This is a genomic window from Streptomyces sp. NPDC111507 (assembly GCF_055638955.1).
On sequence record NZ_JBVKBU010000002.1, the window covers coordinates 793,803 to 819,075 of the forward strand.

Consider the following 25,273-nt stretch of genomic DNA (forward strand, 5'->3'; position numbering starts at 1 on the left):
GAGCGCGGGCTTTGGGTACCCGTTGGTAACTCGCTTTCACCGACTGCACACACCGCGCCAGTGGGCACTGGCAGTAAACGCCCTGATCAGGGCGTTGTTCGGGAGCTCGGCGCCGCCTTGCCGACGCGGAGGCGTGCGCGGGCACTCCTGGACAGCGGGGTGCCCCGACGGCGCGCGCGGCGTCCGACGCACCCTTTACGCCCCACTTATGTTCCATCCGCGTTCCACGATTACCGCAAGGGAAATTTCCCAGGAAAACCCTCTTTTACCGTCCCACCATTTCCCCCGCTAATTATCCAGAGCGCTTTTTTCGGGAGAAAGCGTGAGTGAATCGGTCATTCAAGAAGTGAGCTGAACCACACTCCAGATCTTCACTTCACCGAGCATTCATGTTGAACGCACTGACGACTCACGGTATGTTCACATCTCTGTCGGCACCTTCTCCCACACATATGGATCTTGCTTACGCGGTTTCCCAAGTGGCCAGCAAACGAGGGGCGTGCCCCGTCTTGCCAGGAGAACGTGACGATGGCTGTGCCCACTGTTTCGGTGATTGTCGCTGCTTATAACGCGATGCCCTACCTGACACGGTGTATTACGTCCGTCGCCGATCAGAGCATCGGGCAGGACAAGCTGGAGATCATCGTCGTCAACGACGGCTCCACGGACGGCACGGCGGCCGAACTCGAGCGGCTGTCCGACGCGTATCCGGCCCTGATGCGGGTGATCCATCAGGAGAACTCCGGTGGCCCCTCCGCCCCGCGCAACCGCGGACTCGACCACGCGCGGGGACAGTTCGTGTTCTTCCTCGACGCCGATGACTACCTGGGACCGGAGGCCCTGGAGCGCATGGTGGCGATGGCCGAGGAGAACGGCACGGATGTCGTCCTCGGCAAGATGGTCGGTGTGGGCGGACGCGGCGCGCCCACGTCCATGTTCCGGCGCGACCAGCCGAAGACCGACGTCTTCTCCTCGCGGGTCTACTGGACCCTGAACCCGATGAAGCTGTTCCGCCGCGAACTCCTGGAACGCCACCACCTCCGCTTCCCGACCGATCTCAAGATCGGCGAGGACCAGATGTTCGTCGGCCCGGCGTATCTGCACGCCTCGGGGATCTCCGTGCTGGCCTCGTACGACTGCCTGTACTGGGTGCAGCGGGACGACGACGGCAACATCACCCTGCAGACCGGTGGCTCCGAGCCCCGGCTGCGGTTCCTGCCGCGCATCGTCGACGTGATCCTGGAGAACGTGCCGGCCGGCCCGGGCCGCGACCACCTCGCCCACCGGCATCTGACCGTCGAGGTGCAGCAGCTCCTCGGTCATGTGGCGCGCGAACCCCGCGAGCTGCAGCAGAAGCAGCTGGACCGGCTCGCCGACGCCATCGCACCGCTGTGGCACGAGGGGATGGACGACCAGCTCTCGGCGATGGCCCGGCTCCGGCTCCACCTCGTGCGGCACCGGATGCTCGACGAGGTGCTCGAACTGACCAGGTTCGAGAAGCAGCTGGCCAAGAGCAAGGTCGCCACTCCCGTGCTGGTCGACGGCGGCCGGGCCTACGCCCGCTACCCCTTCCTCCGCGACCCCGCCCGCTCCGTCCCGGACAGCTGCTACGACGTCACCGACCAGCTCGGCCTGCGTCACCAGGTCACCCGCGCCGAGCTGCACGGCACCACCCTCCGGCTGGCCGGGCACGGGTACCTCCACCGCGTCGCGACCGAGGACGTCACCACCGGCCTCGTCCTGCGCGAGCGCGACAGCGGGACGGAGTACCGGCTCCCCGTCCGGCACACCGCCACTCCGGGGCTCGGCGCGCACGAGGACGAGGGCGCGTACACCTACGAAGAGGCCGGATTCGAGACGACCGTCGACATCGACACCGCCGCGGGCGGCGCGCCGCTCGGCGACGGGCTCTGGGACATCTCCCTGGCCGTCGGCGCCCAGGGGCTGTCCCGTGAGGTGCGGATCGGCAGCCGGCGGGACCTGGACGTCTCCGGCACGGCGGACACCCGTGTCGTGGACACCGCCCTCGGTATTCGCGCCGTCACCCTCTACACCACCAAGCCGCACGGCAACTTCACGCTCGACCTGGGCGAGAAGAAGAACCGGGTCCTGCCGCACCTCACGTTCGGGGAGTCCCGCTGGAACGCCAGCAACCCCACCGAACTGCTGATCACCGGCCGCTGGACCCTCGGCGCCTACCCGGACGGCCCGCTGACCCTGGCCCTCAGCAACGACAGCGGCGCCACCGCCGCCTTCCCCGTCGCACGCACCGCCCACGCCGACACCTTCACCGCCCGCGTACCGGTCCTCGACCTCCCCGCCGGCACCTGGACCGGCGAACTGCGGCTCTCCGGCTGGTCTTTCGCCCTGCCGAAGATCCCGAAGGACCTGGAAGCGAGCAAGTGGCGCCGCCGGGGGCTGCCCTGGTACGCGAAGTCGGCTTCCGGCTCCGGCGGGCGCTTCGCCCTGCTGGTCGCGAAGACCGACCTGGTCAAGGCGGTCGCGGGCAAGCTGAAGGCGTGACCGGAACGGCGAGGCCGAGGGCGTCGACCACGGCGTTCCGGGCGAGCTCATCAAGGCTCGGGCGAGCAGACTCGCCCGAGCCCTCGTCAGACCCTCACAGTCGGTCGATGTCCAGGTTCGCGATCGCCGCCCTGGCGACCTCACGGCCGCGTGCCGTGAAGTCGCCCTTGCCCGGATAGCTGATCGTGAGCTTGTACATGTCGCCCTTGGCCGTCTTGTAGTAGAAGATCTTCACCTCGCGCGGGCGCGGGTTCTGGCTGTCGGTGGTCGTGTAGACGACGGTGTTCTCGGCGGACTGCCTGCCGTGATACCGCGTTTCCTCCGGGTCCGTCCGCGGAGCCTCGGGCATGCTCAGCTCGTATGCGCCGCTGCCCTTGAAGTCGTCGTTGTCGGCGTACATCTCGGCGGCCGAGGAGTCCTTGATCCGATGGCTCGTGTCCTCGGACTTCTTGATCAGGGTCAGGCCGATCCAGATGCTGCCGCTCCAGTCGGTGTACGTGACCCAGTGCCCCTTGTCCGACGTCCGCTCCGGCGTCGATCTCTGGTAGCCCGCGGGCGCCGCCAGTGTCGCGGCGACGTCCGCCTCGTGGTGCTTCTTCCAGCCGTCGGGCAGCGGCCCCGCGAACGGGTTCGCGAACAGCAGGTACGCCGCCACCGCCGCCGCGACGACCACCGCGCCGAGGCCGATGAACAGGGGCGTGCGGCGCACGCGCAGCCCCTTGCCGCCCGGACCCGCGATCTGCACCACCTGTGTCGGCTCCGGGGCGGGTGGCTCGGCGGCCTCCTCCAGCATCCGCCGGACCCGGTCCGCGCCGGGGCGGCGGGAGGGGTCCTTGTCCAGGAGTCCGTTGATGGCCTCCGCCAGCGGCCCTCGCGCCGAAGCGGGCGGCGCCGGGGTGGAGTTGAGGACCGACTGCAGCGTCGCGGGCGTGTTGCTGCGGCGGAAGGGCGACACGCCCTCCGTGGCCGCGTACAGGACGACACCGAGCGACCAGAGGTCGGAGGCCGGGCCCGGACGCTGGCCGAGCACCCGTTCCGGCGCGATGTACTCGGGCGACCCGACGAAGCCGCCCGTGGCGGTCAGATTCGTCTCGCCCTCGATCTGCGCGATGCCGAAGTCGGTGAGGACGACCCGGCCATGCGGGCCGAGCAGCACGTTGTCGGGCTTGACGTCCCGGTGCAGGATGCCCGCCGCGTGCGCCGCCTCCAGCGCGCCGAGCACCTCGAGACCGATCCGCGCCGCCTCACGCACCCCGAGCGTGCCCTCCTGGAGGGCGGCGCCCAGCGAACGGCCCCGCACCAGCTCCATGACGATCCAGGGCTGTCCGTCCACGACCGCGACGTCGTGGACGTTCACCACCGCCGGGTGGTCGAGCCGGGCCGCGGCGCGCGCCTCGCGACGCATCCGCTCGAAGACATTGGCGCGTTCACGCTCGGGAAGGTGGTCCGGGACGCGGGGCTCCTTGACGGCGACCTCACGGCCCACCGTCTCGTCCTCGGCCCGCCAGACCGTCCCCATCCCACCGTGACCGAGCTTGCCGAGCAGCCGGTAGCGGCCCGCGATGAGCCGCCCGGTGCCGGGGTCGGGATCGGGCTCGGTGGCGGGGTTGGGCGCGGTCACGGGATGGGGCGCAGGCGTGGGTACTGGACCGGGCGTGGGTACTGGGCCGGGCGCGGGTACTGGGCCGGGCGCGGGTACTGGGCCGGGCGCGGGTACTGGGCCGGGCGCGGAGTCGATCGTCGGCTCCGGGGCGACCCGGGTCGGCGGTTGCAGAACGAAACTCGTCGGCTCGTCGGACCCGTAAGGGACTCCCCCGTTGTTCCTCATGGGTCCATCCCTATCGCGGCACGCTCTCCGGCATCCAGACCCGTCGCGCACCGGTCACAGACCCGTGACGCGGGCCGTCCCTTATTTCCCGTTTATCTCCCGTCTGCGGGGCCACGAAGGCGGTCCCGTCTACGGGGCCACGAAGGTGTCCAAGGCCACGTCGAAGTACTCCTTCGCCTGCGTCACCTTGCCGACCGGCGCCGACACCCACACGTCGTACATCCGGCCGCCTTCCTCCCAGCAGAGGTCGTACGTGTGCCGCGCGCCCTCCGCCTGGGTGAAGCCGTTCCAGGTGAACTCCCAGAGCGCGGCGGGCTGTCCGTCGTGCGTGGTCGAGGTGACGGTGCCGTCGTGGTAGCCCGGGTTCGTGGACGACCCGTCGGCGTCGGCACGCCGCATCACCGCGAGCGGGCCGCCCGCCTCGGGGTCGGTCGCCTTGATGCCGAGGCGGAAGGTCTGGCCCGGCGACAAGTAGAAGATCCGCTCGCCCTCCGGATCGCGGGTGAAGCCGTCCGGCACGGCGAGCGAGAACCCGTCCGGGTCATGGACCGTCCGGTAGCCCGAGGGCGCCGTGCCGGAGGAGGCGGTCGGCTTCTGCTGCCGGGTGACGGTGACCGTGGGGGCGGGGCTCGGTGAGGCCGAAGACCCCGGCGCCGCGGGCGCGCTCGGGGAGTGCGACGCGCTCACGGACGTGCCCGGCGCCGAACTGGCGGACGGAGTCGACGTACCGCCCCCGCCGCTGCCTCCGCCGTGGTTCACCAGCAGCACCGCCGACACGCCCGCCCCGGCCACGGCGGCGACCAGCGCCGCGACGACGAGCATGGTGCGCGCCGACCGCTTCGGGGCACGGTCGGACCCGGCGGCAGGGGGAGCAACCGGTGGAGGGGAGGGGTGCGCGGCCTGCTGGACGGGGGACTTCCGCTTCGGTACGTCCCGCTGCGTGGGCGTGTAGCCGGCCGACGTGGCCCGCGGCGTACGGCCCGTCTCCAGGAACGCCTTGAGCAGCCGCTCCGCCTCCACCGCGTCGAGCCGCCGCTCCGGATCGCGCTCCAGCAGCCCCCGTACGACCGGCAGCAGGGGCGCGGCCTGCGCGGGCGGGCGGATCTCGTCCATGACGACGGCGTGCAGGATGCCGCCCAACGAGTCGCGGCGGAAGGGCGATTCACCGCTCAGGACCGTGCAGAGCAGCGCCCCGAGCGACCACAGATCGGACTCGGGGCCGGTCCTGACCCCGGACATCCGCTCGGGCGCGGTGTACTCGGGCGAGCCGACGAACGACCCGCTCTCGGTGAGCGTCGTGGCGCCCGCGACCTGGGCGATGCCGAAGTCGGTGAGCACGACACGGTCGGTGCCCGCCTCCATCAGGACGTTGGCGGGCTTGAGGTCACGGTGCAGGACACCCGCCTCGTGCGCGCGGCGCAGCGCGCCGAGGAGGGCGAGGCCGATCCGGGCGGCCTCGCGCGCGTCGACAGGACCGTCGGCGGAGATCCGCTCGGCGAGCGAGCCGCCGTCGATCAACTCCATCACGATGTACGGCCGTTCGTCCTCCTCGACCACGTCGTGCACGACGATGATGTGCGGATGGTGCAGCTGGGCGACCGCGCGGGCCTCGCGCAGGGTGCGGTCGCGCTGTGTCCTGGCCTCGTCGTCGGAGAGCGAGTCGTCGAGGGCGAGTTCCTTCACCGCGACCTGCCGGGCGAGCAGCTGGTCGGTGGCGCGCCAGACGACGCCCATGCCGCCCCGGCCGATCCTGGCCTCCAGCCGGTAACGGCCGCCGATCACACGGACGTTCTCCCCCTCGGTCCCCATACGCCCCATCATGCCGCACCGGACGGACGCGCTCCGGGCTCCGGACCGCGCGATGGTTGTTATCCGGCCTCGTCAGACCGGTTGCGACCAGTTCGTGTCCGTCCGGCCCGTCAGGTCTTGGGGAGCCAACTGCGGAGAATCACGTCGAACTGCCGGCGCGCCGTGTCCCAGTCCGCGGCGGGCGAGGACACGTAGATCGCGTACTCGACACCCTCGCGGCTGAGGTACGTCTGCTCGATCGCCCGCCGCTCGCCGGGGAACGGCGTCTGCTTCGGCAGCGCGGTCCAGGTGAAGTCCCACAGGGAGCCCGGACAGTCGCGGAACGTGTTGGACTGCAGTTTCACCCGGCGGTAGTCGACCAGCTTGGTCAACTGCTCCTCCAGGTCCTGCTGGTGTGCGTACGGGGTGGGGAAGTCCGGCGAGTCGTCGATGGCGATGCGGACGAAGTGCTTGCCGCCGTCGGGCGTGTAGTCGACCTGGTTGCCGTTGGCCTGCCGCTGCCAGGTCTTGTCGGGCAGGGAGATGGTGAAGCCCTCGACGTCGTCCCGCTGCACCCAGGTGTCGGGCACGGCGCCGGACGGCTCCTGGGTGCCCGAAGTCGCGCTCGGGGTGCTCCCGGGCTTGGTGGTGCCGGGATGCGCGGTGCCGGGCGAGGCACTATTGCGGGTGCCGTCGGTCCCTGCGCCGTTCACATAGTGCATGGCCACGGCGCCGCCACCGCCGATCAGGGCGGCGAGTACGACGACGAGGGCGATCGTACGACCGCGGCGCCGTCTCCCGGACGCGCCCCCGGTGCCGGTGCCCTCGCCCAGCGGCCCGGGTGCCGGCGCATGAAGCGTCGGAGTCGCCCCGTGCGCGCCCGACCCGTGGGCCACGGACCCGTGCGACGCCGTCTCGTGCGCCCCCGGTCCGTGGGGCGCGGCGCCGTGCGATCCCGTCCCCTGGGGCACCGTCCCGTAGGGCGCCACCGGCTGCGCGCCCATCCCCATGGTGCTCGTGTCCGCGTGCCGCTGCGTCGGCACATACGCCTGCGCCGCACTCGGCCGGCGCCCCTCCGCGGCCTCGGCGAGCATCTGCTCGGCCTCCTCCGCACCGGGACGCACAGCCGGGTCCTTGTTGAGCAGCGCGGTGATGACGGGCCCGAGCGGACCGGCGTGCTGGGGCGGCGCGGGCTCCTCGTCGACCACGGCCTGCATGGTGGTCAGCGGCGAGGTCCGCCGGAACGGCGACCGCCCCTCCACCGCCGTGTACAGCGTCGCGCCGAGCGCCCACAGGTCGGCGGACGGCCCGGGGTCGTGCCCGCGCACCCGCTCGGGTGCCAGATAGTCGACCGAGCCGACGATCTCGCCGGTACGCGTGATGGTCGTGTCGCCCTCGACCTGCGCGATCCCGAAGTCGGTGAGCAGCACCCGTCGGTCGGAGGACAGCAGTACGTTCCCGGGCTTCACGTCACGGTGCAGCACGCCGGCGGAGTGCGCGGCGCGCAGGGCGCGCAGCACCCACAGCCCGATCCGCGCCGCCTCGGTCGGTTCGACGCGCCCCTTGTCCTTGACCTCGTCGGCCAGTGAGTTGCCCTCGACCAGCTCCATGACGATCCAGGGCCGGTTGTCGTGATCCAGGACGTCGTGCACGGTGACAACGGCCGAGTGGTTGATCCGGGCGGCGGCCCGCGCCTCGGCGTGGGTGCGCGCCAACAGCACGGCCCGGTCGCTCTCCGTCACATACAGCGCTGCCGTCAGCTCCTTGATCGCGACGGCACGGTGCAGCACCTCGTCGTGCGCGCGCCACACGCGGCCCATGCCACCGCTGCCGATGGATTCGACAAGTCGGTAGCGGCCCGCGAGGAGCAGGCCCTGCATCTGATTCACGTTTCCCCGCAATGGTATTGACAGGGTCAGACTAAAGAGCGGTCCCCGCACAGGGAACCGGCGGGGTCGTACGGAGACCGCACTGTGACGGTTCTCCCTTCCGTGTACGGGAGGGAACCATTCGGCGTTCAGCGGTTCATGACTACGGGAATTGCTCAGCCGGTGACTTGGTAGGTCGCCGACGCCTGCTCGTACAGCCTCGTGACCTCGTCCCGTTCGGCCTCTGGGCCACGCACCTGCACCACGTGGTAGTGGCCGCCGACGATGATCGCGAGATTGCGGACGTACAGCGACTGCCCCGCGGAGTTCTGCCAGGTGAACTGCCCCTCGGCCATGGTCCGTCCGCCTACGTCGATCCGCCGCATCCCGCTGGACGTGGCCCACGTCGAGTCGCGGAACGGCTGCAACTCGCTCTCGGTCTCGCGCTGGTACGTCAGTGGATCGCCGCCGTACTTGCTGGTGCTGTCCCGTCCGGGTACGACGATCAGCTCGAAGTCGCCCTGGGAGTAGACCACCTGGCCGCGACCGTTCTTGGGCGTGCGGTTCCAGCCGTTGGCCACGGCGACCTGGAAGCCCTCGGAGTCCTTGCGCAGGGTGAAGCCCTGGCCGACCGCTGGGTCGTTGGACTGCGAGGTCGTCGAACTGGCGCCGCCCGAGGGGTTCGTGTCCGTGCCGGGAGAGGTCTGGTCGGGACGCGGCTGGCTGCTGGCGCTGCCGTCCGCACCCGCGGTGTTCCCGGGTGCCGGGCTCACCTGGCCCGCGGAGCCGGTCCGTTCGCCGTTCGCGTCGCTGTTCGGGTCGGTCTTCTTCGGCATGAAGACCATCGCGTAGGCGACCGCCGCGACCAGCAGGAGCAGGACCAGCAGGAGCAGGTTCCGGCCCAGCTTGCGGGGCTTGGCCGTCTCCGTCGACCTGGCCGGCCTCGCCTGCCGGTCGGGCTTCGCGCGCTTGTGGCGGGCGTGCGCGCTGGTCGCGGGCAGTCCGGCCCGGCGCCTGCGGACGAGCTCGCCCCTGCGCCGTACGATCGGCAGCCGGCTGGGGTCGACGGGCGGTGCCGCGACGACGTGCGCGCCCGCCTCGGGCTCCGGCGCGGACCGCACCAGCGAGCGCAGCCAGCCGCTCAGCTCCTCGAAGTCCAGCCGCTCGGTGGGGTCCTGACGCAGCAGTGACTCCACGACAGGCCGCAGTGGCCCGCATTCCTCGGCGAACGCGGGCGGCTCCGCGCACACCAGCTGCACCAGCTCCGCGGTGTTGTCCTCCGGGTAGGGCGCGTGCCCCTGCACGGCTCGGAAGAGCAGGGCGCCCAGCGCCCACAGATCGGTCTGGGGGCCGATCGGCGCCGCCAACTGCCAGTTCTCGTGCACCGGCCCCGCCTGCTCCGGCGCCCATCGCTCGGTCACCGGACCGACGACGGCCATCCGCGCCTGCCGGGCCCGCTCCGCGGCGAGCGCGGTGGCGGGACCGCGCCGCGGGGGCGCACCGGCGACCAGCTCGTCCCAGCGGCCGTTGGGCGTCGGGGCGGAGGTGGACTGCTGTCCGGGCACAAGGGCGGGGGTGCCGTGGCTCTGGAGACCGTGGTTCTGGGCGCCGTGGCTCTGGATGCCGTGGCTCTGAGCGCCGTGGGGGCCCTGGGTTCCTGGGGGAACCGGGGTGCCGCTGTGGCCGCTTCCATGACCGGTCGCGGGGCCGGGGAGCGCCGGGCGCCCCTGTCCGCCATTGCCACCGGGACCGGGACCGGGGCCGGGGCCACCGAATCCGGGGCCGTTGACGCCAGGGGCGGTACCGGTGCCGGGGCCGCTTCCGGGGCGGGGCTGCGCGCCGGGCCACGCGCCCGCGCGTCCGACACCGACGCCGTACGGGTCGGCGATCTGACCGGGGGGCGGGGTCTCGGGCCGCTGCTCCACACCCTGCCCGGAACCCTGGGTCCCCGGCGCGGAGCCGTCGGCCGGCGGGGCGGGACGGGGCCCGGGCAGTGCCGCCGGACCGCCCCGCTGCTGCTCGTGCACCCGGGCCGCGGCCCGGGCTCCGGCCCGGTACGCGGCGATGGCTCCGGCCCGGGCCGCCCGGGCGTCGCCTCCGGCCTCCAGAGCCCTGCGCGCCAGGGCCGCTCCGCCGTCGACGGGCGGCTCTCCCACGGGAGTGGTGTTCTCGGCCCGCGCCTCGATCGCGGCCCGCCGCGCGGCCTCGGCGTCGGCCCCCTGCGCACTGGCGACCACCGCGCCGAACGAGGCTCCGGGACCCCCGCCGGAGGCACCACCGGCTCCTCCGCCCGGCAGTCCTCCGGCCACTCCACCAGGCGCGGCACCGCGCGCACCCGCCGCGCCACGCGGGACACCGGCGCCCGTACCCGCTCGTGAATCCGCACCGGGCCCCGCGTGGGGTGAACCGACGCCGACGCCTCCCTCACCCCCGAGACCCTCGAAGTCCTGTACCGGCACCGGGTCGTACCCGCACAGTGCCTCCTCCGCGGCGCCGGCGGCCAGGCCGGTCAGCATCACCCGGCCGTCGTCGCAGACGAGCACCGTGCGCACGGTGATGTTGCGGTGGACCCATCCGTGCGCGTGCAGCACCCGCAGCGCGGTGACGACGTCGGCGGCGACCTCGGCCGCCCGATAGGGGCTCAGCGGCTTCTCGGCGAGCAGCGCGGCCAGCGACCGCGCGGGCACCAGCTCACTCACTATCCACAACGACCCGCCTTCGGCGAACACGTCGAAGACCTGGTCCAGCCGAGGATGGTCGGGAATCTGCGCGGCGGCCTGCGCCGCCTCGATCGCCCGTCGTACGGCGGGTTCGGTGGGCCTGCGCGTGGTCCGTGCGGAGGCGCGCCGCACCCCGCCGTCCCGCGCCACGAACCCCTCGGGCAGCCCGTCCGCGTCGAGCATCTCCGCCTCGACGACCTCCGGCAACGGCACCTGCCGGACGAGGACTTCCTGACCGCTGTAGGTGTCGAAGGCCCGGCTCTCGGCGAGTTCGTACTCGTCGGAGGGCGGCAGCGGCAGGCGGTAACGGTCGGCGAGTACCCGTCCCGCATAGTCGTCCACGATGCCTCCCCCGGCCGCCCGGTGGTCAATTCCGTTCGCCTCGCGTCCCGTTACGGCTTCGTACGGTCCGCAACCACTCACGATACGTGCCGGAGGCAACCCGCAATGTCGGGATGCGAGATGTCACCGCCCCGTGACCGACCCCTACAACAGACACCCCGGGCGAACCGGCCCGAACCTCACGGCATGGGCACGCGCCTCACGACGTGGGGTCGGGCCCATGTCTCACGACTTCGGCTGGAACGTCGTCGTCAGTGTCTTCCACGTGTCCTTGCGCAGCTCGCTGTCCCAGTCGGATGCCTTCGCCGTGTACATCAGCCCGTACCCGAGATGATCATTCACGACGAACCCGCGGTCGATCGACCGGTACTTCGTGCCACCGTCCTGATAGGTGAACTCCCAGTCGGCCGTGTTCCAACCGCGGTAGTCCACCTGCTCTATGCGCACCCGCTTGTACTGCGAGCGCACCATGTACCCCTCTTGGTTCTTCCAGTCCGCCACGGGGTCGCTCTTGGGCGTGGTCGTCCAGCCGACGAGGAGCTTCTGCCCGTCGGGACCGGTGAAGCGGGCTCCCGCGTCATCCGTCGACTGGTACTTCCACCCCTTGGGCAGCCCGATCTTGAACCCCTGGCTGCCCTTGTACGTCGACACGGCGGTGGAGCCCGAGGAGCCCGACTCCTTGCCGTCGCCGCTCGTCCCGTTCGTGGCGGTGGCGCTGCCCGACGCGTCGGTGTTCGGTGTACTGCCCGAACTCCCGTCCCCGGCCGACCCGGTGGCACCGTCCGTCTTGTCGCCGCTGTCGGTGTGAGAGCCGCTGGTCGCGCCCTTGCCGCCGCTGCCCGCGGTCACCCCGTGGGACGCGGCCGCCTTGGTGTCACCGCTCTTGCCGTTCTTCGCCCCGCTGTCGTCACCGCCACCGAGGGTCAGGGCCAGCACGGTGCCGATCACGGCGAGCGCCACGACCACCGCGATGATCATCAGGGTCCGCCGTGGCACCACATCGGTGAGCGGTGCCCGCGGCACGGGCCGCGGCGGCCGCTCGGGCGCCACGGGCCACCCGGAGGCCGGCCTGGCGTCGCCGGTCGGACCGGCCGAACCGGAACCCCCCGAACCCGCCGAGCCGAGAGCCCCCTTCGAGTCGACGGGACCAGAGGGCGAGCCCACTGGCGCGCCGTCACGCACGCCCGGCTTCGGGGAGCCCTCCGCCGCCTTGCCACCCTGACCGGGCGTGACCGTCCCGGACTTCCCCGGCTTCCCCGCAGCCGCGGCGGGCTTCGACACGTCCACGCGCGGCGGCGCCGGCGGAGCCGCCGGAGCCTTCGGAGCGGCCTGAGCCGCCCCCTCCACTCCCACCGAACCGGAAGCCGCGGTACCGCCGGAACCGCCCGCACCGCCCGCGCTGCCCGTCCCGCCCGCAGCGCCGGACTTCGCACGGGCCGCCGCCGCAGCGGTGGCCGCCGCCGTGGCCGCACCGGCGACCGAGGCGGCCTTCCGCACGGAACGCAGCGCCCCGCGCAGCCGCTCCCCGGCCTCCTCACCGCGCTTGGCCCCGGAACCGCCCGAGTCGCCCGAGCCGCCCGAGCCGCCCGAACCCTTCTTGCCCCGGCCCTCGTCCGGCACCGGCGGCAGCGCCACGACCTTCGTCGCGTCCGCCGGCTCCGGCACGGTCTTCTTGGGCTCGGGGGCGTAGATCACCTCGCTGAGCATCGCCCGGGCGCGTTCGTTGTCGAGCCGCTGCGCGGGGTCCTTCACGAGCAGCCCGTAAATCACGTTCTCCAGCGGGCCCGCGTTCTTCGGCTGCTCCACCGGCTCGGTCATCACCGCGGTGAGCGTCGCGATCGCGGAACCCTTGTCGTACGGCGGCACGCCCTCGACCGACGCGTACAACAGCCCGCCCAGCGACCACAGGTCGGCCGCGGGGCCGGGCTTGTGCCCGCGCGCCCGCTCCGGCGAGATGTACGAGGGCGCGCCCACGAGCATGCCGGTCGAGGTGATGGACGGGTCGCCCTCGACCTGCGCGATACCGAAGTCGGTCAGCACGACCCGGCCGTCGACGGAGATCAGCACGTTCGACGGCTTCACATCGCGGTGCAGGATGCCCTCGCGGTGCGCGGAACGCAGCACGTCGAGTATCGCGAGCCCCACCTCGGCGGCGCGCTTCGGCGTGAGCAGGCCGTCCTCGCGGATGACCTCGGCGAGCGACTTGCCCTCGACGAGCTCCATCACGATCCACGGCCGGTTGTCCTCGTCGACCACGTCGAAGACCGTCACCGCGCCGTTGTTGCGAATCCGCGCGATCGCCTTGGCCTCACGCAGGGTGCGCGTGATCAGCCGCCGCTTCTCGTCGTCGTCGATGCTCGACGGGAACCGCAGTTCCTTGACGGCGACCGTGCGGCCCAGCGTTTCGTCCTGGGCCCGCCACACCGTGCCCATGCCGCCGCGGCCGAGAACATCTCCCAGCCGGTAGCGCCCGGCGAGGAGACGTTCGCTCTTGTCCTGACGGGATGCTCCCGCCCGCTCCGCCTCCGACATGCGTCCCCTCATGCAACCCGCCCTGACAGAGCCTTCATTGTCCCTCACCCGACAAGCGCTCAGCGCCCAGGGGGCCCTTCGGCCGACAAGCCTCCGGCGACCGGCACGCCCCTCACCTGCGGACCACCTGCTCGTGCGCACAGGTCCGTCCCCCATGATGTGCCGCAACAAGGAAGGAACGCCGATGCCTGCGCCCCGGACACCTCGGACACTCCTGGTCATACCCGTGTCTCTGGCCGTCCTGTTCCTGGCTCCGATCGGCCTGCCGCGCCTGATGCCGACCGCCGGCCCTTCCCACTCCACCACACGCTCGGCCGCCCGTCACACCCCCAGGTCCGCGGCCCCGACGGGCTCACACTCCCCCGCCGCCGCCCCGGCAACGAGCGCCACCCGTGCCCTCCGCCGTCTGCTCCCCCTTCTCATCACCCGCGGCAAGGCTCCCGCCGCCGCGCTGCTGGCCGGCGACGCCTCCGGCGCACGCTTCGCCCGCGCCGGCGAGGGCATCGCCCGCGGCGACCACTTCCGCGCGGGCAGCATCACCAAGACGTTCATCGCGACCGTGGTGCTGCAACTCGCCGCCGCGCACCGACTGTCCCTGTCCGACCCCCTGGACGCTCACCTTCCGGGTCTGGTGCGCGGCGCGGGCAACGACGGCCGGCGTCTGACCCTGCGCTCCCTGCTCACCCACACCAGTGGCCTGTACAACTTCACCGACGACACCAAGGGCACCGTCCCCCTCACCCCGCTCCAGGCCGTCCGCATCGCACTCACCCACCCCCCGGCCGCCCGCGGCCGCTTCGCCTACTCGAACACCAACTACGTCCTGCTCGGCATGGTCATCCGCCAGGTCACCGGCCACTCGTACGCCACCGAGGCCGAGCGCCGCATCATCAGCCCCCTTCGTCTGACAGGCACCTCTTTCCCCGGCGCCCGCACCTCGCTGCCCTCCCCGCACGGCCGCGCCTACTCCGCCGACGGCACCGACGTGACCGCCCTCGATCCGCGCGTCGCCGGCGCGGCGGGTGAACTGGTCACCACGCTCGCCGACCTGAACCGCTTCTACGCGGCCCTGCTCGCGGGCGACCTGCTCCCGTCCCGCCAACTGCACGAGATGCTCGACACCCGCACCGCACAAGGCCTGTACGGCATGGGTCTGTATCCGGTGAAGCTGTCGTGCGGCACCACGGTGTGGGGGCACGACGGCCATATCTCCGGCAGCTACGTGCGCACCGCGGCCACCGTCGACGGCCGCCGTGTCCTCACCTTCCGGGTGAACACGGACGAGATCCAGGATCCGGACCTCGAACCCGACCTGCTCGCCGCCGAGTTCTGCCCCCGCACCCAGTAGAACGACCGGGTTTCGAGCAAAGATCCCAGCTCACGACACCCGTTCGAGTGACATGCACGGGAACTCCCCGGCAGGCCCTCATGGGCAGCGGGGCCCGATCAGCGCGGCACGATGTCCGGCGCCCCCAGCCGCGCCGCGTCCGCCGTCTGGTCGTCCGGCTGGCGCTGGGACTCCCGCTCGGCCTCGACCCGCTTCTCGTAGTGCTCCACCTCGCGCTCGATCTGGTCCTTGTCCCAGCCGAGGACCGGCGCCATCAGCTCGGCGGCCTCGCGGGCGCTGCGCGTACCGCGGTCGAAGGTCTCGATGGAGATACGGGTGCGCCGGGTCAGCACGTCGTCCAGGTGCCGCGCGCCCTCGTGCGAGGCGGCGTAGACGATCTCGGCCTTGAGGTAGTCCTCGGCGGCCGGAAGGGGTTCGCCCAGCGCGGGGTTGGCTGCGATGAGCTCGAATATCTCCTCGGCCAGCACTCCGAACCGGTTCAGCAGATGCTCCACGCGGACCACATGGAGTCCGGTGCGCTGCGCGATGCGCGCCCGCGCGTTCCACAGCGCCCGGTACCCCTCGGCCCCGAGCAGCGGGACGTCCTCGGTGACGCATTCGGCGACCCGCTGGTCCAGGCCGTGCACCGCCTCGTCGACCGCGTCCTTGGCCATCACCCGATAGGTCGTGTACTTGCCGCCCGCCACGACCACCAGTCCCGGCACCGGATGGGCCACGGTGTGCTCGCGCGAGAGCTTGCTGGTGGCGTCCGACTCGCCCGCGAGCAGCGGCCGCAGTCCCGCGTACACACCCTCCACGTCGTCGCGGGTCAGGGGCACCGAGAGCACCGAGTTCACATGCTCCAGCAGATAGTCGATGTCGGCGCTGGAGGCCGCGGGGTGGGCCTTGTCGAGGTTCCAGTCGGTGTCCGTGGTGCCGATGATCCAGTGCCGCCCCCAGGGGATCACGAAGAGGACGGACTTCTCCGTGCGCAGGATCAGACCCGTCGCGGCGTTGATCCGGTCCTTCGGCACGACCAAGTGGATGCCCTTGGAGGCCCGTACGTGGAACTGGCCTCTCTCGCCCACCATGGCCTGGGTGTCGTCGGTCCACACGCCCGTGGCGTTGACGATCTGCCTGGCGTGGATCTCGTACTCCCCGCCGCCCTCGACGTCCTGCACCCTGGCGCCGACCACGCGCTCGCCCTCGCGCAGGAATCCGGTCACGCGGGCGCGGTTGGCGACCTTCGCGCCGTACGCCGCCGCCGTGCGCACCAACGTGGCCACATAGCGGGCGTCGTCCACCTGCGCGTCGTAGTACTGCAACGCGCCGACCAGCGCGTCCTTCTTCAATGCGGGTGCTATGCGCAGGGCGTGGCCGCGCGTCAGATGGCGGTGGGTGGGCAGTCCGCGTCCATGTCCGCTCGTCATCGACATGGCGTCGTACAGCGCGACGCCCGATCCCGCGTACAGCCGCTCCCAGCCCTTGTGCTGGAGCGGGTAGAGGAAGGGCACCGGTTTCACCAGGTGCGGTGCGAGGCGCTCCAGCAGGAGTCCACGCTCCTTCAGTGCCTCGCGCACGAGGGCGAAGTCGAGCATCTCGAGATAGCGCAGTCCGCCGTGGATCAGCTTGCTGGACCTGCTGGAGGTGCCCGACGCCCAGTCGCGCGCCTCGACCAGGCCCGTGGACAGGCCGCGTGTCACGGCGTCGAGCGCCGTCCCCGCGCCGACCACGCCCGCGCCCACCACCAGCACATCCAGCTCACGCTCGGCCATTCCCGCCAGGGACTCGGCGCGCTCCGCCGGCCCCAGTTTCGCTGTCCTCACCGCTGCCTCCCGCTGTCTGTCGCGCTGGCCGCACCTGTCCGGCGACGCCCGGCTCACGTCCCCCTGCCCCAAAGTCTGACCGCGATGTCCGTCATCGGCCACCACGCGCCCCCAGCCTGTGGACAACACTCCCGGAAACTCGCCCACCCAATACCGTAAATCGGTCATATTTACTCCTAGTCTGACATTGCGCTCGCCCGTTCTGTCCACAGGGCTTGCGCACCTGTCCCGCTTCGGTTACTGGGAAGGACGGCCCACGCCATGCCCGCAGATCTCGCCGTCATCGGACTCGGACATCTCGGCCTGCCCCTGGCCCAGGCCGCCGTCGCCGCCGGCATCCCCACACTCGGCTACAAGACCGGGCCGGAGGGCGGTTCACTCACCCCGGCCGAACTGCGCCGGATGCTCTCGGGGGGCTTCCGGCCGACCACCAACCCCGCCGAACTCGGCCGCGTCCGCACCGCCGTCATCTGCGCCCCGACCCCACCCGGCCCGGACGGCACCCCCGACCTCGGCCAAGTCGCCTCGGCCGCCCGCACCCTGGCCGAACGGCTGCGCCCGCACACCACCGTGATCCTGGAGTCGCCGGTCCACCCCGGCACGACCGAGGACTTGCTGCGCCCGCTCCTCGAAGAGGGCTCGGGCCTGCGCGCGGGGCGCGACTTCCACCTCGCGTACTCGCCCAGCCGCGTCGATCCCGGCAACCGCGACTTCACCCCCGCCAACACCCCCAAGGTCATCGGCGGCCTCACCTCCGCCTGCACCGAGTCGGCCGCCGCCTTCTACGGGCGCCTCACCGACAAGGTCGTACGCGCGCGTGGCCCCCGCGAGGCGGAGACCGTGCAGCTCCTGGAGACCAACTACCGGCACGTCAACATCGCCCTGGTCAACGAGATGGCCGTGCTCTGCCACGATCTGAACGTCGACCTGTGGGACGTCATCCGCTGCGCCGAGACCAAACCGTTCGGATTCCAGGCGTTCCGGCCGGGACCCGGCGTCGGCGGCCACGGCATCGCCCAGGACCTCACGGGCCACTCGGGCCGCACCCTCCGGATGGTCGAACTGGCCCAGCAGGTCAACAGCCACATGCCGCAGTACGTCATCCAGCGCGCCGCCACGCTCCTCAACGAGCACGGGAAGTCGGCCCGCGCCGCACGCGTGCTCCTCCTCGGCGTCACCTACAAGCCCGACCTCGCCGACCAACAGAACTCGCCCGCCCGCGAGATCGCCCTGCGGCTGATGGAACTCGGCGCGTCCGTCAGCTACCACGACCCGCACGTCCCGGCCTGGAACGTCCTCGGCCGCCCCGTGCCACGCGCCGACTCCCTCTACGAGGCCGCCGCCGACGCCGACCTCACAATCCTGCTCCAGCAGCACCGCACGTACGACCTGCAGGGGCTCTCCGTTAAGGCCCAGCTCCTGCTGGACACCCGGGGAGCGATCCCGACCGGAGCCGCGCACCGACTCTGACCCCGGCGAAACCCCTGGACGGGATGTCACTGCCGACTGCTACTGTGCGTCAGCTCTCGCACACCAGTGCGCCCGCGTCCCGGGCGCTCCCAGGTGTGCGCTCACATCCCTGGGGGGAACCGCATGAGTCAGTCGTCTCCGCCGCCGTCCGGTCCACCGGTCGACAACCCGTACGCCGGCCAGCCGGGCCAGCCGCCCGCGCCGCAGCAGGACGCCGCCCAGGCCGGGTTCCCGCAGCAGGGTGCCCCGCAAGGCGCACCCCAGCCGGGCTTCCCGATGGCCCCTGTCGCCCCGGCCGCGCCGGTGCGCGACTCGCTCGGGCTCGGCCTCGCGGCCGCCGTCGGTGCCGCCCTGGTCGCGGCGGGCGTCTACGGAGTCGTCATCGGCCTCACCAAGCACGAGATCGGCTGGGCGGCCGTCGGCGTCGGCTTCCTGATCGGCCTCGCCGCGGGCCGCGTCGGCGGACGCAACCCGATCCTGCCGATCGCCAGCCTGATCCTTTCGGTGGCCTCGGTCTACCTCGGCCAGCTGGTCGGCGAGGCCATGATCGGCGCCAAGGAGGTCGGCGTTGGCTTCAACGAGATCTTCTTCCACCACTTCGACGTGGTCCAGGAAGCCTGGAAGGCCACGGCCGACCCGCTGACCTTCCTCTTCTTCGCCATCGCCGCGTACGCGGCCTTCTCCGGCGCCAAGAAGGCCGGTCAGTAACCCCGCCCGGCATGCGCGAGGGCCCGCCCACCTCATGGTGGACGGGCCCTTCGGCGTCGTACGAGCCGGCGTACCGCTGCCGCTAGCGCTTGTGCTGCGAGTCCGCGACCGTCACCTCGACTCGCTGGAACTCCTTGAGCTCGCTGTAACCGGTGGTGGCCATGGCGCGGCGGAGGGCGCCGAAGATGTTCATGGAGCCGTCGGGGATGTGCGAGGGCCCGGTGAGGATCTCCTCGATGGTCCCGACGGTGCCGAGGTCGACCTTCTTGCCGCGCGGCAGCTCCTCGTTGACCGCTTCCATGCCCCAGTGGTGGCCCCTGCCGGGCGCGTCCGTGGCGCGGGCCAGCGGGGAGCCCATCATCACCGAGTCGGCGCCGCAGGCGATCGCCTTGGGGAGGTCGCCGGACCAGCCGACACCGCCGTCCGCGATCACGTGCACATAGCGGCCGCCGGACTCGTCCATGTAGTCGCGGCGGGCCGCGGCCACGTCGGCGACGGCGGTCGCCATCGGGACCTGGATGCCCAGCACGTTGCGCGTGGTGTGCGCGGCGCCGCCGCCGAAGCCGACCAGGACACCGGCGGCACCCGTGCGCATCAGGTGCAGCGCCGCCGTGTACGTGGCGCAGCCGCCGACGATCACGGGGACGTCGAGCTCGTAGATGAACTGCTTCAGGTTCAGCGGTTCGGCGGCACCGGAGACGTGCTCCGCGGAGACCGTCGTACCGCGGATGACGAAGATGTCCACGCCCGCGTCGACGACGGCCTTGGAGAACTGGGCCGTGCGCTGCGGCGACAGGGCGGCCGCGGTGACGACACCCGAGTCGCGCACCTCCTTGATGCGCTGCCCGATCAGCTCCTCCTTGATGGGAGCGGCGTAGATCTCCTGGAGGCGGCGGGTCGCGGTCTCCGCGTCCAGCTCGGCGATCTCGTCGAGCAGCGGCTGCGGGTCCTCGTACCGCGTCCACAGGCCTTCGAGGTTCAGTACGCCCAGGCCGCCGAGCTCGCCGATGCGGATCGCGGTGGCCGGGGAGACGACCGAGTCCATCGGGGCTGCCAGGAACGGCAGCTCGAAGCGGTAGGCGTCGATCTGCCAGGCGATCGAGACCTCCTTCGGGTCTCGCGTACGGCGGCTCGGGACGACGGCGATGTCGTCGAAGGCGTACGCCCGGCGGCCGCGCTTGCCGCGCCCGATCTCGATCTCAGTCACGTGTGTGGCCTTTCCCTCTTCGCTTCTGCGCCTCCCAGTATCCCCGACACCCACGACAAGGGCGGCCCCGGAACCTCCGGGACCGCCCTCACGTACCTGTACGGCTGGTCGTCAGTACAGGTACGGCTAGTCGTTACGGCTGTAGTTCGGCGCCTCGACCGTCATCTGGATGTCGTGCGGGTGGCTCTCCTTGAGACCCGCCGAGGTGATCCGGACGAACCGGCCCTTGGACTCCATCTCGTCGATGGTGGCGGCGCCCACGTACCCCATGGTCTGGCGCAGACCGCCGACGAGCTGGTGCAGCACGTTGGCCAGCGGGCCGCGGTAGGGCACCTGTCCCTCGATGCCCTCGGGCACGAGCTTGTCGTCGGAGGCCACGTCCGCCTGGAAGTAGCGGTCCTTCGAGTACGACCTGCCCTGGCCCCGGGACTGCATGGCGCCGAGGGAGCCCATGCCGCGGTAGGACTTGAACTGCTTGCCGTTGATGAAGAGCAGCTCGCCGGGCGACTCCTCACAGCCCGCCAGGAGGCTGCCGAGCATCACCGTGTCAGCACCGGCGGCCAGCGCCTTGCCGATGTCGCCGGAGTACTGCAGACCGCCGTCGCCGATCACCGGGACACCCGCGGCACGGGCCGCGAGGGCCGCTTCGTAGATGGCGGTGACCTGCGGGACGCCGATGCCGGCGACCACACGGGTGGTACAGATCGAGCCGGGGCCCACGCCCACCTTGACGCCGTCGACACCGGCGTCGATCAGGGCCTGAGCACCGTCACGGGTGGCGACGTTGCCGCCGATCACGTCGACGTGCACGCTCGACTTGATCTTCGCCATCCAGTTGAGCGCGTTGCTGTTGTGCCCGTGCGAGGTGTCGACGATCAGGAAGTCCACCCCTGCCTCGGCCAGCGCCTGAGCGCGCTCCAGTGCCTCGGGGCTGGCGCCGACGGCGGCACCCACCAGCAGCCGGCCCTCGGCGTCCTTCGCGGCGTTCGGGTACTTCTCGGCCTTCACGAAGTCCTTGACCGTGATGAGGCCCTTGAGGACGCCCGCGTCGTCGACCAGCGGAAGCTTCTCGATCTTGTGGCGGCGCAGCAGTTCCATGGCGTCGGTACCGGAGATGCCGACCTTGCCGGTGACCAGGGGCATCGGCGTCATGACCTCGCGCACCTGGCGCGAACGGTCGGTCTCGAAGGCCATGTCACGGTTGGTGACGATTCCGAGCAGCTTGCCGCCACCGTCGGTGACCGGGACTCCGCTGATGCGGAACTTGGCACACAGCGCGTCGGCCTCGGCCAGCGTCGCGTCCGGGTGCACCGTGATCGGGTCGGTGACCATGCCGGACTCGGAGCGCTTCACCAGGTCGACCTGGTTGACCTGGTCCTCGATGGAGAGGTTGCGGTGCAGTACACCGACGCCTCCCTGCCGGGCCATGGCGATCGCCATGCGCGACTCGGTCACCTTGTCCATCGCCGCGGAGAGCAGCGGGATGTTCACACGTACGTTGCGGGAGATACGCGACGAGGTGTCGACCGCGTTGGGCAGCACCTCTGAGGCGCCCGGCAGCAGCAGCACGTCGTCGTAGGTCAGCCCGAGTGTCGCGAATTTGGCGGGCACTCCGTCGACGTTGGCAGTCATGACACCTTCCCCAAATGGCCTTGATCGGTGCGGATGTCCATGCTAACGGGAAGCGGGGGGCTCCCATTCCACGGTTCGGATCACCCTCGGGCTTCGTAGGTTCGTACGGGCGGGGTGGCGATGCCGTTCAGTTGTGGGCCGGGGCCCGGTCCCCGCGGGAGAACGACGCGCACCCCACGCCCGGGAAAAAACCGGTCCGCCCCTTGGGAGGGCGGACCCGTCGCGCCGGCCGACGCGCCCCCAGAGGTCCCGGGTGTCAAAGGCCCCTGAGACGCGCCTACTGCTCCGCCAGCGCCCGCAACCGGCTCAGTGCGCGGTGCTGGGCCACCCGAACGGCGCCCGGTGACATTCCCAACATCTGGCCCGTCTCCTCGGCCGTGAGGCCCACCGCGATGCGCAGCAGAAGCAGCTCGCGCTGGTTCTCGGGGAGGTTGGCCAGGAGTTTCTTGGCCCACTCGGCGTCACTGCTGAGGAGAGCGCGCTCCTCCGGGCCGAGGGAGTCGTCGGGGCGCTCGGGCATCTCGTCCGAGGGAACCGCCGTCGAACCGGGGTGGCGCATCGCGGCGCGCTGCAGGTCGGCGACCTTGTGCGCGGCGATGGCGAAGACGAACGCCTCGAAGGGGCGCCCGGTGTCCTTGTAGCGCGGCAGTGCGAGGAGCACCGCTACGCAGACCTCCTGGGCCAGGTCCTCGACGAAGTGCCGCGCGTCGCCCGGAAGCCGGGAGAGGCGGGTGCGGCAGTAGCGCAACGCCAAGGGATGTACATGCGCGAGCAGGTCGTGCGTGGCCTGCTCGTCGCCGTCGACCGCGCGATGGACGAGCGCACCGATCACCGTCGTCTCGTCGTCGCGCATCGGTCCATGGTGCCTCGGCGTCGTCTTGTCCGTGGCACCGCGTCCATAGTTGTGCACCGAAGCGTTATGAGCAGGTGCGCCGGAACTCATCTCCTGCGCCCTCCCCTTCCGCTCGACCGACTCGTCCCCGAGGAACTCCACACCTCAAGCATGCGGCATCCGCGGCGAAACGAGCAGCGGGCACTCGGCGGGCGCTGTTGTCGGCCCCGCCCACCCTGAGGTGGGCGGGGTGCGTCGTACCCCCGCGACGGCTCACCTAACGGACCAGACCCCACCGGAAACCAAGCGCCACGGCGTGCGCGCGGTCCGAGGCGCCGAGCTTTTTGAACAGCCGCCGGGCGTGCGTCTTCACGGTGTCCTCGGAGAGGAACAGCTCGCGGCCGATCTCGGCGTTGGAGCGACCGTGGCTCATGCCTTCCAGCACCTGGATCTCACGCGCCGTGAGCGTCGGCGCCGCGCCCATCTCGGCCGACCGCAGTCTGCGCGGGGCGAGCCGCCAGGTGGGATCGGCGAGCGCCTGGGTCACGGTCGCGCGCAGCTCGGCGCGGGAGGCGTCCTTGTGCAGATAGCCGCGGGCCCCGGCGGCGACGGCGAGCGCCACACCGTCCAGGTCCTCGGCCACGGTGAGCATGATGATGCGCGCACCGGGGTCGGCGGACAGCAGCCGCCGGACGGTCTCGACGCCACCCAGTCCGGGCATGCGTACGTCCATCAGAATCAGGTCCGAGCGGTCGGCACCCCAGCGGCGGAGGACTTCCTCGCCGTTGGCTGCCGTCGTCACGCGCTCGACGCCGGGCACGGTCGCCACCGCTCGGCGGAGCGCCTCTCGGGCAAGCGGGGAGTCGTCGCAGACGAGGACGGATGTCATGGCCGCCCTCCGCAGCTGATGCGCGTCACCTTGAGCCTCCAGGCTGGTACGAATCGTCATCTGTGCGGTCGACACTCGCCGACGGAACTGCCGTCTGCCCGAGCGCTTGTTCCTTCAACCGCCTCCGCCCTCTCAACGATGGTCACTCGAAAGAGTTACGGGGCAGTCGGTCGCCTTCGGCACTCTACGTGAGGGCGCGGACACGAGGCAGACATGCGCAACGGACCCTCAACGTTTCATCACAACCTATGCCCCATTCAGCCTGTTTTCTTCCCCTTTGCTGGTGTCTGCGGCTAGATTCGCAATGAGTCATATTTTCATCTCCTTAGATCGTAGATGTACGGTCGGTGGGCACAGAGCAGCCCAGAACGGCAACAAGGGGACAAGCAATGGCAGATTTCTCCCGCCTTCCCGGTCCGAACGCGGACCTCTGGGACTGGCAGCTCCTCGCGGCCTGCCGCGGGGTCGACAGCTCGCTCTTCTTCCACCCGGAGGGCGAGCGCGGTGCGGCACGGAGCGCTCGCGAGAACTCGGCCAAAGAGGTCTGCATGCGATGCCCGGTACGCGCCCAGTGCGCGGCACACGCCCTGGCGGTGCGCGAACCGTACGGCGTATGGGGCGGCCTGACCGAGGATGAGCGCGAGGAACTCATGGGGCGGGCGCGCAACCGGCTGGTGGTGGCGTCGACCACCGGGAGCGGCGATCCCGCTTCGAACAACTGAAGGAACGTTTCTGCTTTTTGGTCCACCGTCGGGCACGCGCACGCGTGCCCATGCTTTTTGATGGCGTCAGCCGCTTTTGGGCGACGTCAGCGGCTCGCGGCCCGCGCCAGTTGGTCGAGCGTCGCCGCCACCGCCGGCACCTGTGCCAGGTCCGGCAGGGTGAGCGCGACGATCTCGCGCCGCACCGGCGGCTCCACCGTCACGGTGCGTGCACCCTTGGGGCGTACGGACTCGATCGCGAGCTCTGGCAGGACCGCGACCCCGAGGCCCGCTCCGACCAGCCCGACCACGGCCGGGTAGTCGTCGGTGGCGAAGTCGATGCGGGGCACGAAGCCCGCGGCGCGGCAGACCTCCACCAGTTGTCCGCGGCAGCGCGGGCAGCCCGCGATCCAGGGCTCCCCGGCGAGTTCGGCGATCGCGACCGAACCGGCCCGCGCGAGCCGGTGCTTCTCGGGGACCAGCCCGACGAGCCGGTCCCGCAGCAGGGGCCGTACGACCAGGTCGTCCCACTCCTCGGCACCCGCGGCTCCCTCGTAGCGGAACGCGAGGGCGAGGTCGCAGTCCCCGGCCCGGAGCTTCTCGACGGACTCCGGCGGCTCGGCCTCCTCCAGGGAGACCCGGGTGCCGGGATGCGCGGCGCGCAGCGCGGCGAGGGCCGTGGGGACGAGCGTGGAACTGCCGCTGGGGAAGGAGACGAGCCGGACCCGGCCCGCGCGCAGGCCCGCGATCGCGGCGACCTCCTCCTCGGCCGCGGTCAGGCCCGCGATGATGCCCGCCGCGTGCCGGACCAGCGCCTCGCCCGCCTGGGTGAGGCGCATCTCGCGGCCGGTGCGGACGAGCAGCGGGGTGCCGACGGACGATTCGAGCGCCTTCATCTGCTGGCTGACGGCGGGCTGGGTGCAGCCCAGTTCACGCCCCGCCGCCGAGAAGGAGCCGGTGGCGGCGACGGCGCGCAGAACACGGAGATGACGGGCCTCGATCACCTCTCGAGCATAAGTGAGCCTTGGGTGCGGCGGCGAATATCGCGTCGCTGCTTTGGTTCTCATCGCCTAGCGTGCT

General features: G+C 71.3%; 16 protein-coding genes. 5 read left to right on the top strand and 11 right to left on the bottom strand.

The window, feature by feature from the left end; translation table 11 throughout:
- Positions 1 to 573: 573 nt before the first annotated feature.
- The gene (locus ACZ7M2_RS11070; RefSeq protein ID WP_471595004.1) at positions 574 to 2,523 is read left to right on the top strand and encodes a glycosyltransferase family 2 protein; all 1,950 of its coding nucleotides are present in this window, start codon (positions 574 to 576) and stop codon (positions 2,521 to 2,523) included.
- A 94-nt stretch (positions 2,524 to 2,617) separates the two neighbouring features.
- On the opposite strand, the gene ACZ7M2_RS11075 is transcribed toward ACZ7M2_RS11070, so the two are convergent.
- The 5 genes from ACZ7M2_RS11075 to ACZ7M2_RS11095 form a co-directional block, all read right to left on the bottom strand.
- A complete protein-coding gene (locus tag ACZ7M2_RS11075) occupies positions 2,618 to 4,351 on the bottom strand; it encodes a serine/threonine-protein kinase (protein ID WP_471595005.1) in 1,734 nt (577 codons plus the stop codon).
- 129 nt (positions 4,352 to 4,480) lie between these two features.
- Entirely contained in the window at positions 4,481 to 6,160 is a 1,680-nt protein-coding gene (locus tag ACZ7M2_RS11080) for a serine/threonine-protein kinase (protein ID WP_471595006.1), read from the bottom strand.
- Between the two features lie 110 nt (positions 6,161 to 6,270).
- A complete protein-coding gene (locus tag ACZ7M2_RS11085) occupies positions 6,271 to 8,019 on the bottom strand; it encodes a serine/threonine-protein kinase (RefSeq protein ID WP_471595227.1) in 1,749 nt (582 codons plus the stop codon).
- 164 nt (positions 8,020 to 8,183) lie between these two features.
- A complete protein-coding gene (locus ACZ7M2_RS11090; RefSeq protein WP_471595007.1) occupies positions 8,184 to 11,069 on the bottom strand; it encodes a protein kinase domain-containing protein in 2,886 nt (961 codons plus the stop codon).
- A gap of 225 nt (positions 11,070 to 11,294) precedes the next feature.
- On the bottom strand, positions 11,295 to 13,601 hold the full coding sequence (locus ACZ7M2_RS11095) for a serine/threonine-protein kinase (RefSeq protein ID WP_471595228.1): 2,307 nt from the start codon (positions 13,599 to 13,601) through the stop codon (positions 11,295 to 11,297).
- 184 nt (positions 13,602 to 13,785) lie between these two features.
- Between ACZ7M2_RS11095 and ACZ7M2_RS11100 the strand changes: the two genes are divergently transcribed.
- On the top strand, positions 13,786 to 14,949 hold the full coding sequence (locus ACZ7M2_RS11100) for a serine hydrolase domain-containing protein (RefSeq protein ID WP_471595008.1): 1,164 nt from the start codon (positions 13,786 to 13,788) through the stop codon (positions 14,947 to 14,949).
- A gap of 98 nt (positions 14,950 to 15,047) precedes the next feature.
- Here ACZ7M2_RS11100 and ACZ7M2_RS11105 read toward each other — a convergent pair whose 3' ends face one another.
- Positions 15,048 to 16,754 carry a glycerol-3-phosphate dehydrogenase/oxidase gene (locus tag ACZ7M2_RS11105; RefSeq protein ID WP_471595009.1) on the bottom strand — a complete coding sequence of 569 codons (1,707 nt, stop codon included), beginning with the start codon at positions 16,752 to 16,754 and terminating at the stop codon, positions 15,048 to 15,050.
- A gap of 261 nt (positions 16,755 to 17,015) precedes the next feature.
- Here ACZ7M2_RS11105 and ACZ7M2_RS11110 point away from each other — a divergent pair, with 261 nt between their 5' ends.
- Complete coding sequence (locus ACZ7M2_RS11110; RefSeq protein ID WP_471595010.1) at positions 17,016 to 18,224, top strand: nucleotide sugar dehydrogenase; 1,209 nt, start codon at positions 17,016 to 17,018, stop codon at positions 18,222 to 18,224.
- Positions 18,225 to 18,347: 123 nt separating this feature from the next.
- Positions 18,348 to 18,932, top strand: coding sequence for a hypothetical protein (locus tag ACZ7M2_RS11115; protein WP_471595011.1), 585 nt, complete (start codon positions 18,348 to 18,350; stop codon positions 18,930 to 18,932).
- An 82-nt stretch (positions 18,933 to 19,014) separates the two neighbouring features.
- Here ACZ7M2_RS11115 and ACZ7M2_RS11120 read toward each other — a convergent pair whose 3' ends face one another.
- The 4 genes from ACZ7M2_RS11120 to ACZ7M2_RS11135 form a co-directional block, all read right to left on the bottom strand.
- Complete coding sequence (locus tag ACZ7M2_RS11120; RefSeq protein ID WP_470050618.1) at positions 19,015 to 20,139, bottom strand: GuaB3 family IMP dehydrogenase-related protein; 1,125 nt, start codon at positions 20,137 to 20,139, stop codon at positions 19,015 to 19,017.
- A gap of 126 nt (positions 20,140 to 20,265) precedes the next feature.
- A complete protein-coding gene (guaB, locus tag ACZ7M2_RS11125) occupies positions 20,266 to 21,771 on the bottom strand; it encodes an IMP dehydrogenase (RefSeq protein ID WP_060901470.1) in 1,506 nt (501 codons plus the stop codon).
- A gap of 277 nt (positions 21,772 to 22,048) precedes the next feature.
- Complete coding sequence (locus ACZ7M2_RS11130; protein WP_060901477.1) at positions 22,049 to 22,624, bottom strand: sigma-70 family RNA polymerase sigma factor; 576 nt, start codon at positions 22,622 to 22,624, stop codon at positions 22,049 to 22,051.
- Between the two features lie 256 nt (positions 22,625 to 22,880).
- The gene (locus ACZ7M2_RS11135) at positions 22,881 to 23,492 is read right to left on the bottom strand and encodes a response regulator transcription factor (protein WP_003948568.1); all 612 of its coding nucleotides are present in this window, start codon (positions 23,490 to 23,492) and stop codon (positions 22,881 to 22,883) included.
- A gap of 389 nt (positions 23,493 to 23,881) precedes the next feature.
- Between ACZ7M2_RS11135 and ACZ7M2_RS11140 the strand changes: the two genes are divergently transcribed.
- Positions 23,882 to 24,214 (top strand): WhiB family transcriptional regulator, encoded by a 333-nt coding sequence (locus ACZ7M2_RS11140; RefSeq protein WP_099942924.1) that lies wholly within the window; start codon positions 23,882 to 23,884, stop codon positions 24,212 to 24,214.
- Between the two features lie 86 nt (positions 24,215 to 24,300).
- Here the strand turns inward: ACZ7M2_RS11140 and ACZ7M2_RS11145 are convergent, their stop codons facing one another.
- Entirely contained in the window at positions 24,301 to 25,197 is an 897-nt protein-coding gene (locus tag ACZ7M2_RS11145; protein WP_352050546.1) for a LysR family transcriptional regulator, read from the bottom strand.
- Between the last annotated feature and the right edge of the window lie 76 nt (positions 25,198 to 25,273).

Coding starts and splice junctions, on each gene's coding strand:
- ACZ7M2_RS11080 (WP_471595006.1), bottom strand. CDS start 6,160: ATGGGGACCGAGGGGGAGAACGTCCGTGTGATCGGCGGCCGTTACCGG.
- guaB (WP_060901470.1), bottom strand. CDS start 21,771: ATGACTGCCAACGTCGACGGAGTGCCCGCCAAATTCGCGACACTCGGG.
- ACZ7M2_RS11095 (WP_471595228.1), bottom strand. CDS start 13,601: ATGTCGGAGGCGGAGCGGGCGGGAGCATCCCGTCAGGACAAGAGCGAA.
- ACZ7M2_RS11130 (WP_060901477.1), bottom strand. CDS start 22,624: ATGCGCGACGACGAGACGACGGTGATCGGTGCGCTCGTCCATCGCGCG.
- ACZ7M2_RS11070 (WP_471595004.1), top strand. CDS start 574: ATGCCCTACCTGACACGGTGTATTACGTCCGTCGCCGATCAGAGCATC.
- ACZ7M2_RS11100 (WP_471595008.1), top strand. CDS start 13,786: ATGCCTGCGCCCCGGACACCTCGGACACTCCTGGTCATACCCGTGTCT.
- ACZ7M2_RS11110 (WP_471595010.1), top strand. CDS start 17,016: ATGCCCGCAGATCTCGCCGTCATCGGACTCGGACATCTCGGCCTGCCC.
- ACZ7M2_RS11115 (WP_471595011.1), top strand. CDS start 18,348: ATGAGTCAGTCGTCTCCGCCGCCGTCCGGTCCACCGGTCGACAACCCG.
- ACZ7M2_RS11140 (WP_099942924.1), top strand. CDS start 23,882: ATGGCAGATTTCTCCCGCCTTCCCGGTCCGAACGCGGACCTCTGGGAC.
- ACZ7M2_RS11075 (WP_471595005.1), bottom strand. CDS start 4,351: ATGAGGAACAACGGGGGAGTCCCTTACGGGTCCGACGAGCCGACGAGT.
- ACZ7M2_RS11135 (WP_003948568.1), bottom strand. CDS start 23,492: ATGACATCCGTCCTCGTCTGCGACGACTCCCCGCTTGCCCGAGAGGCG.
- ACZ7M2_RS11085 (WP_471595227.1), bottom strand. CDS start 8,019: ATGCAGGGCCTGCTCCTCGCGGGCCGCTACCGACTTGTCGAATCCATC.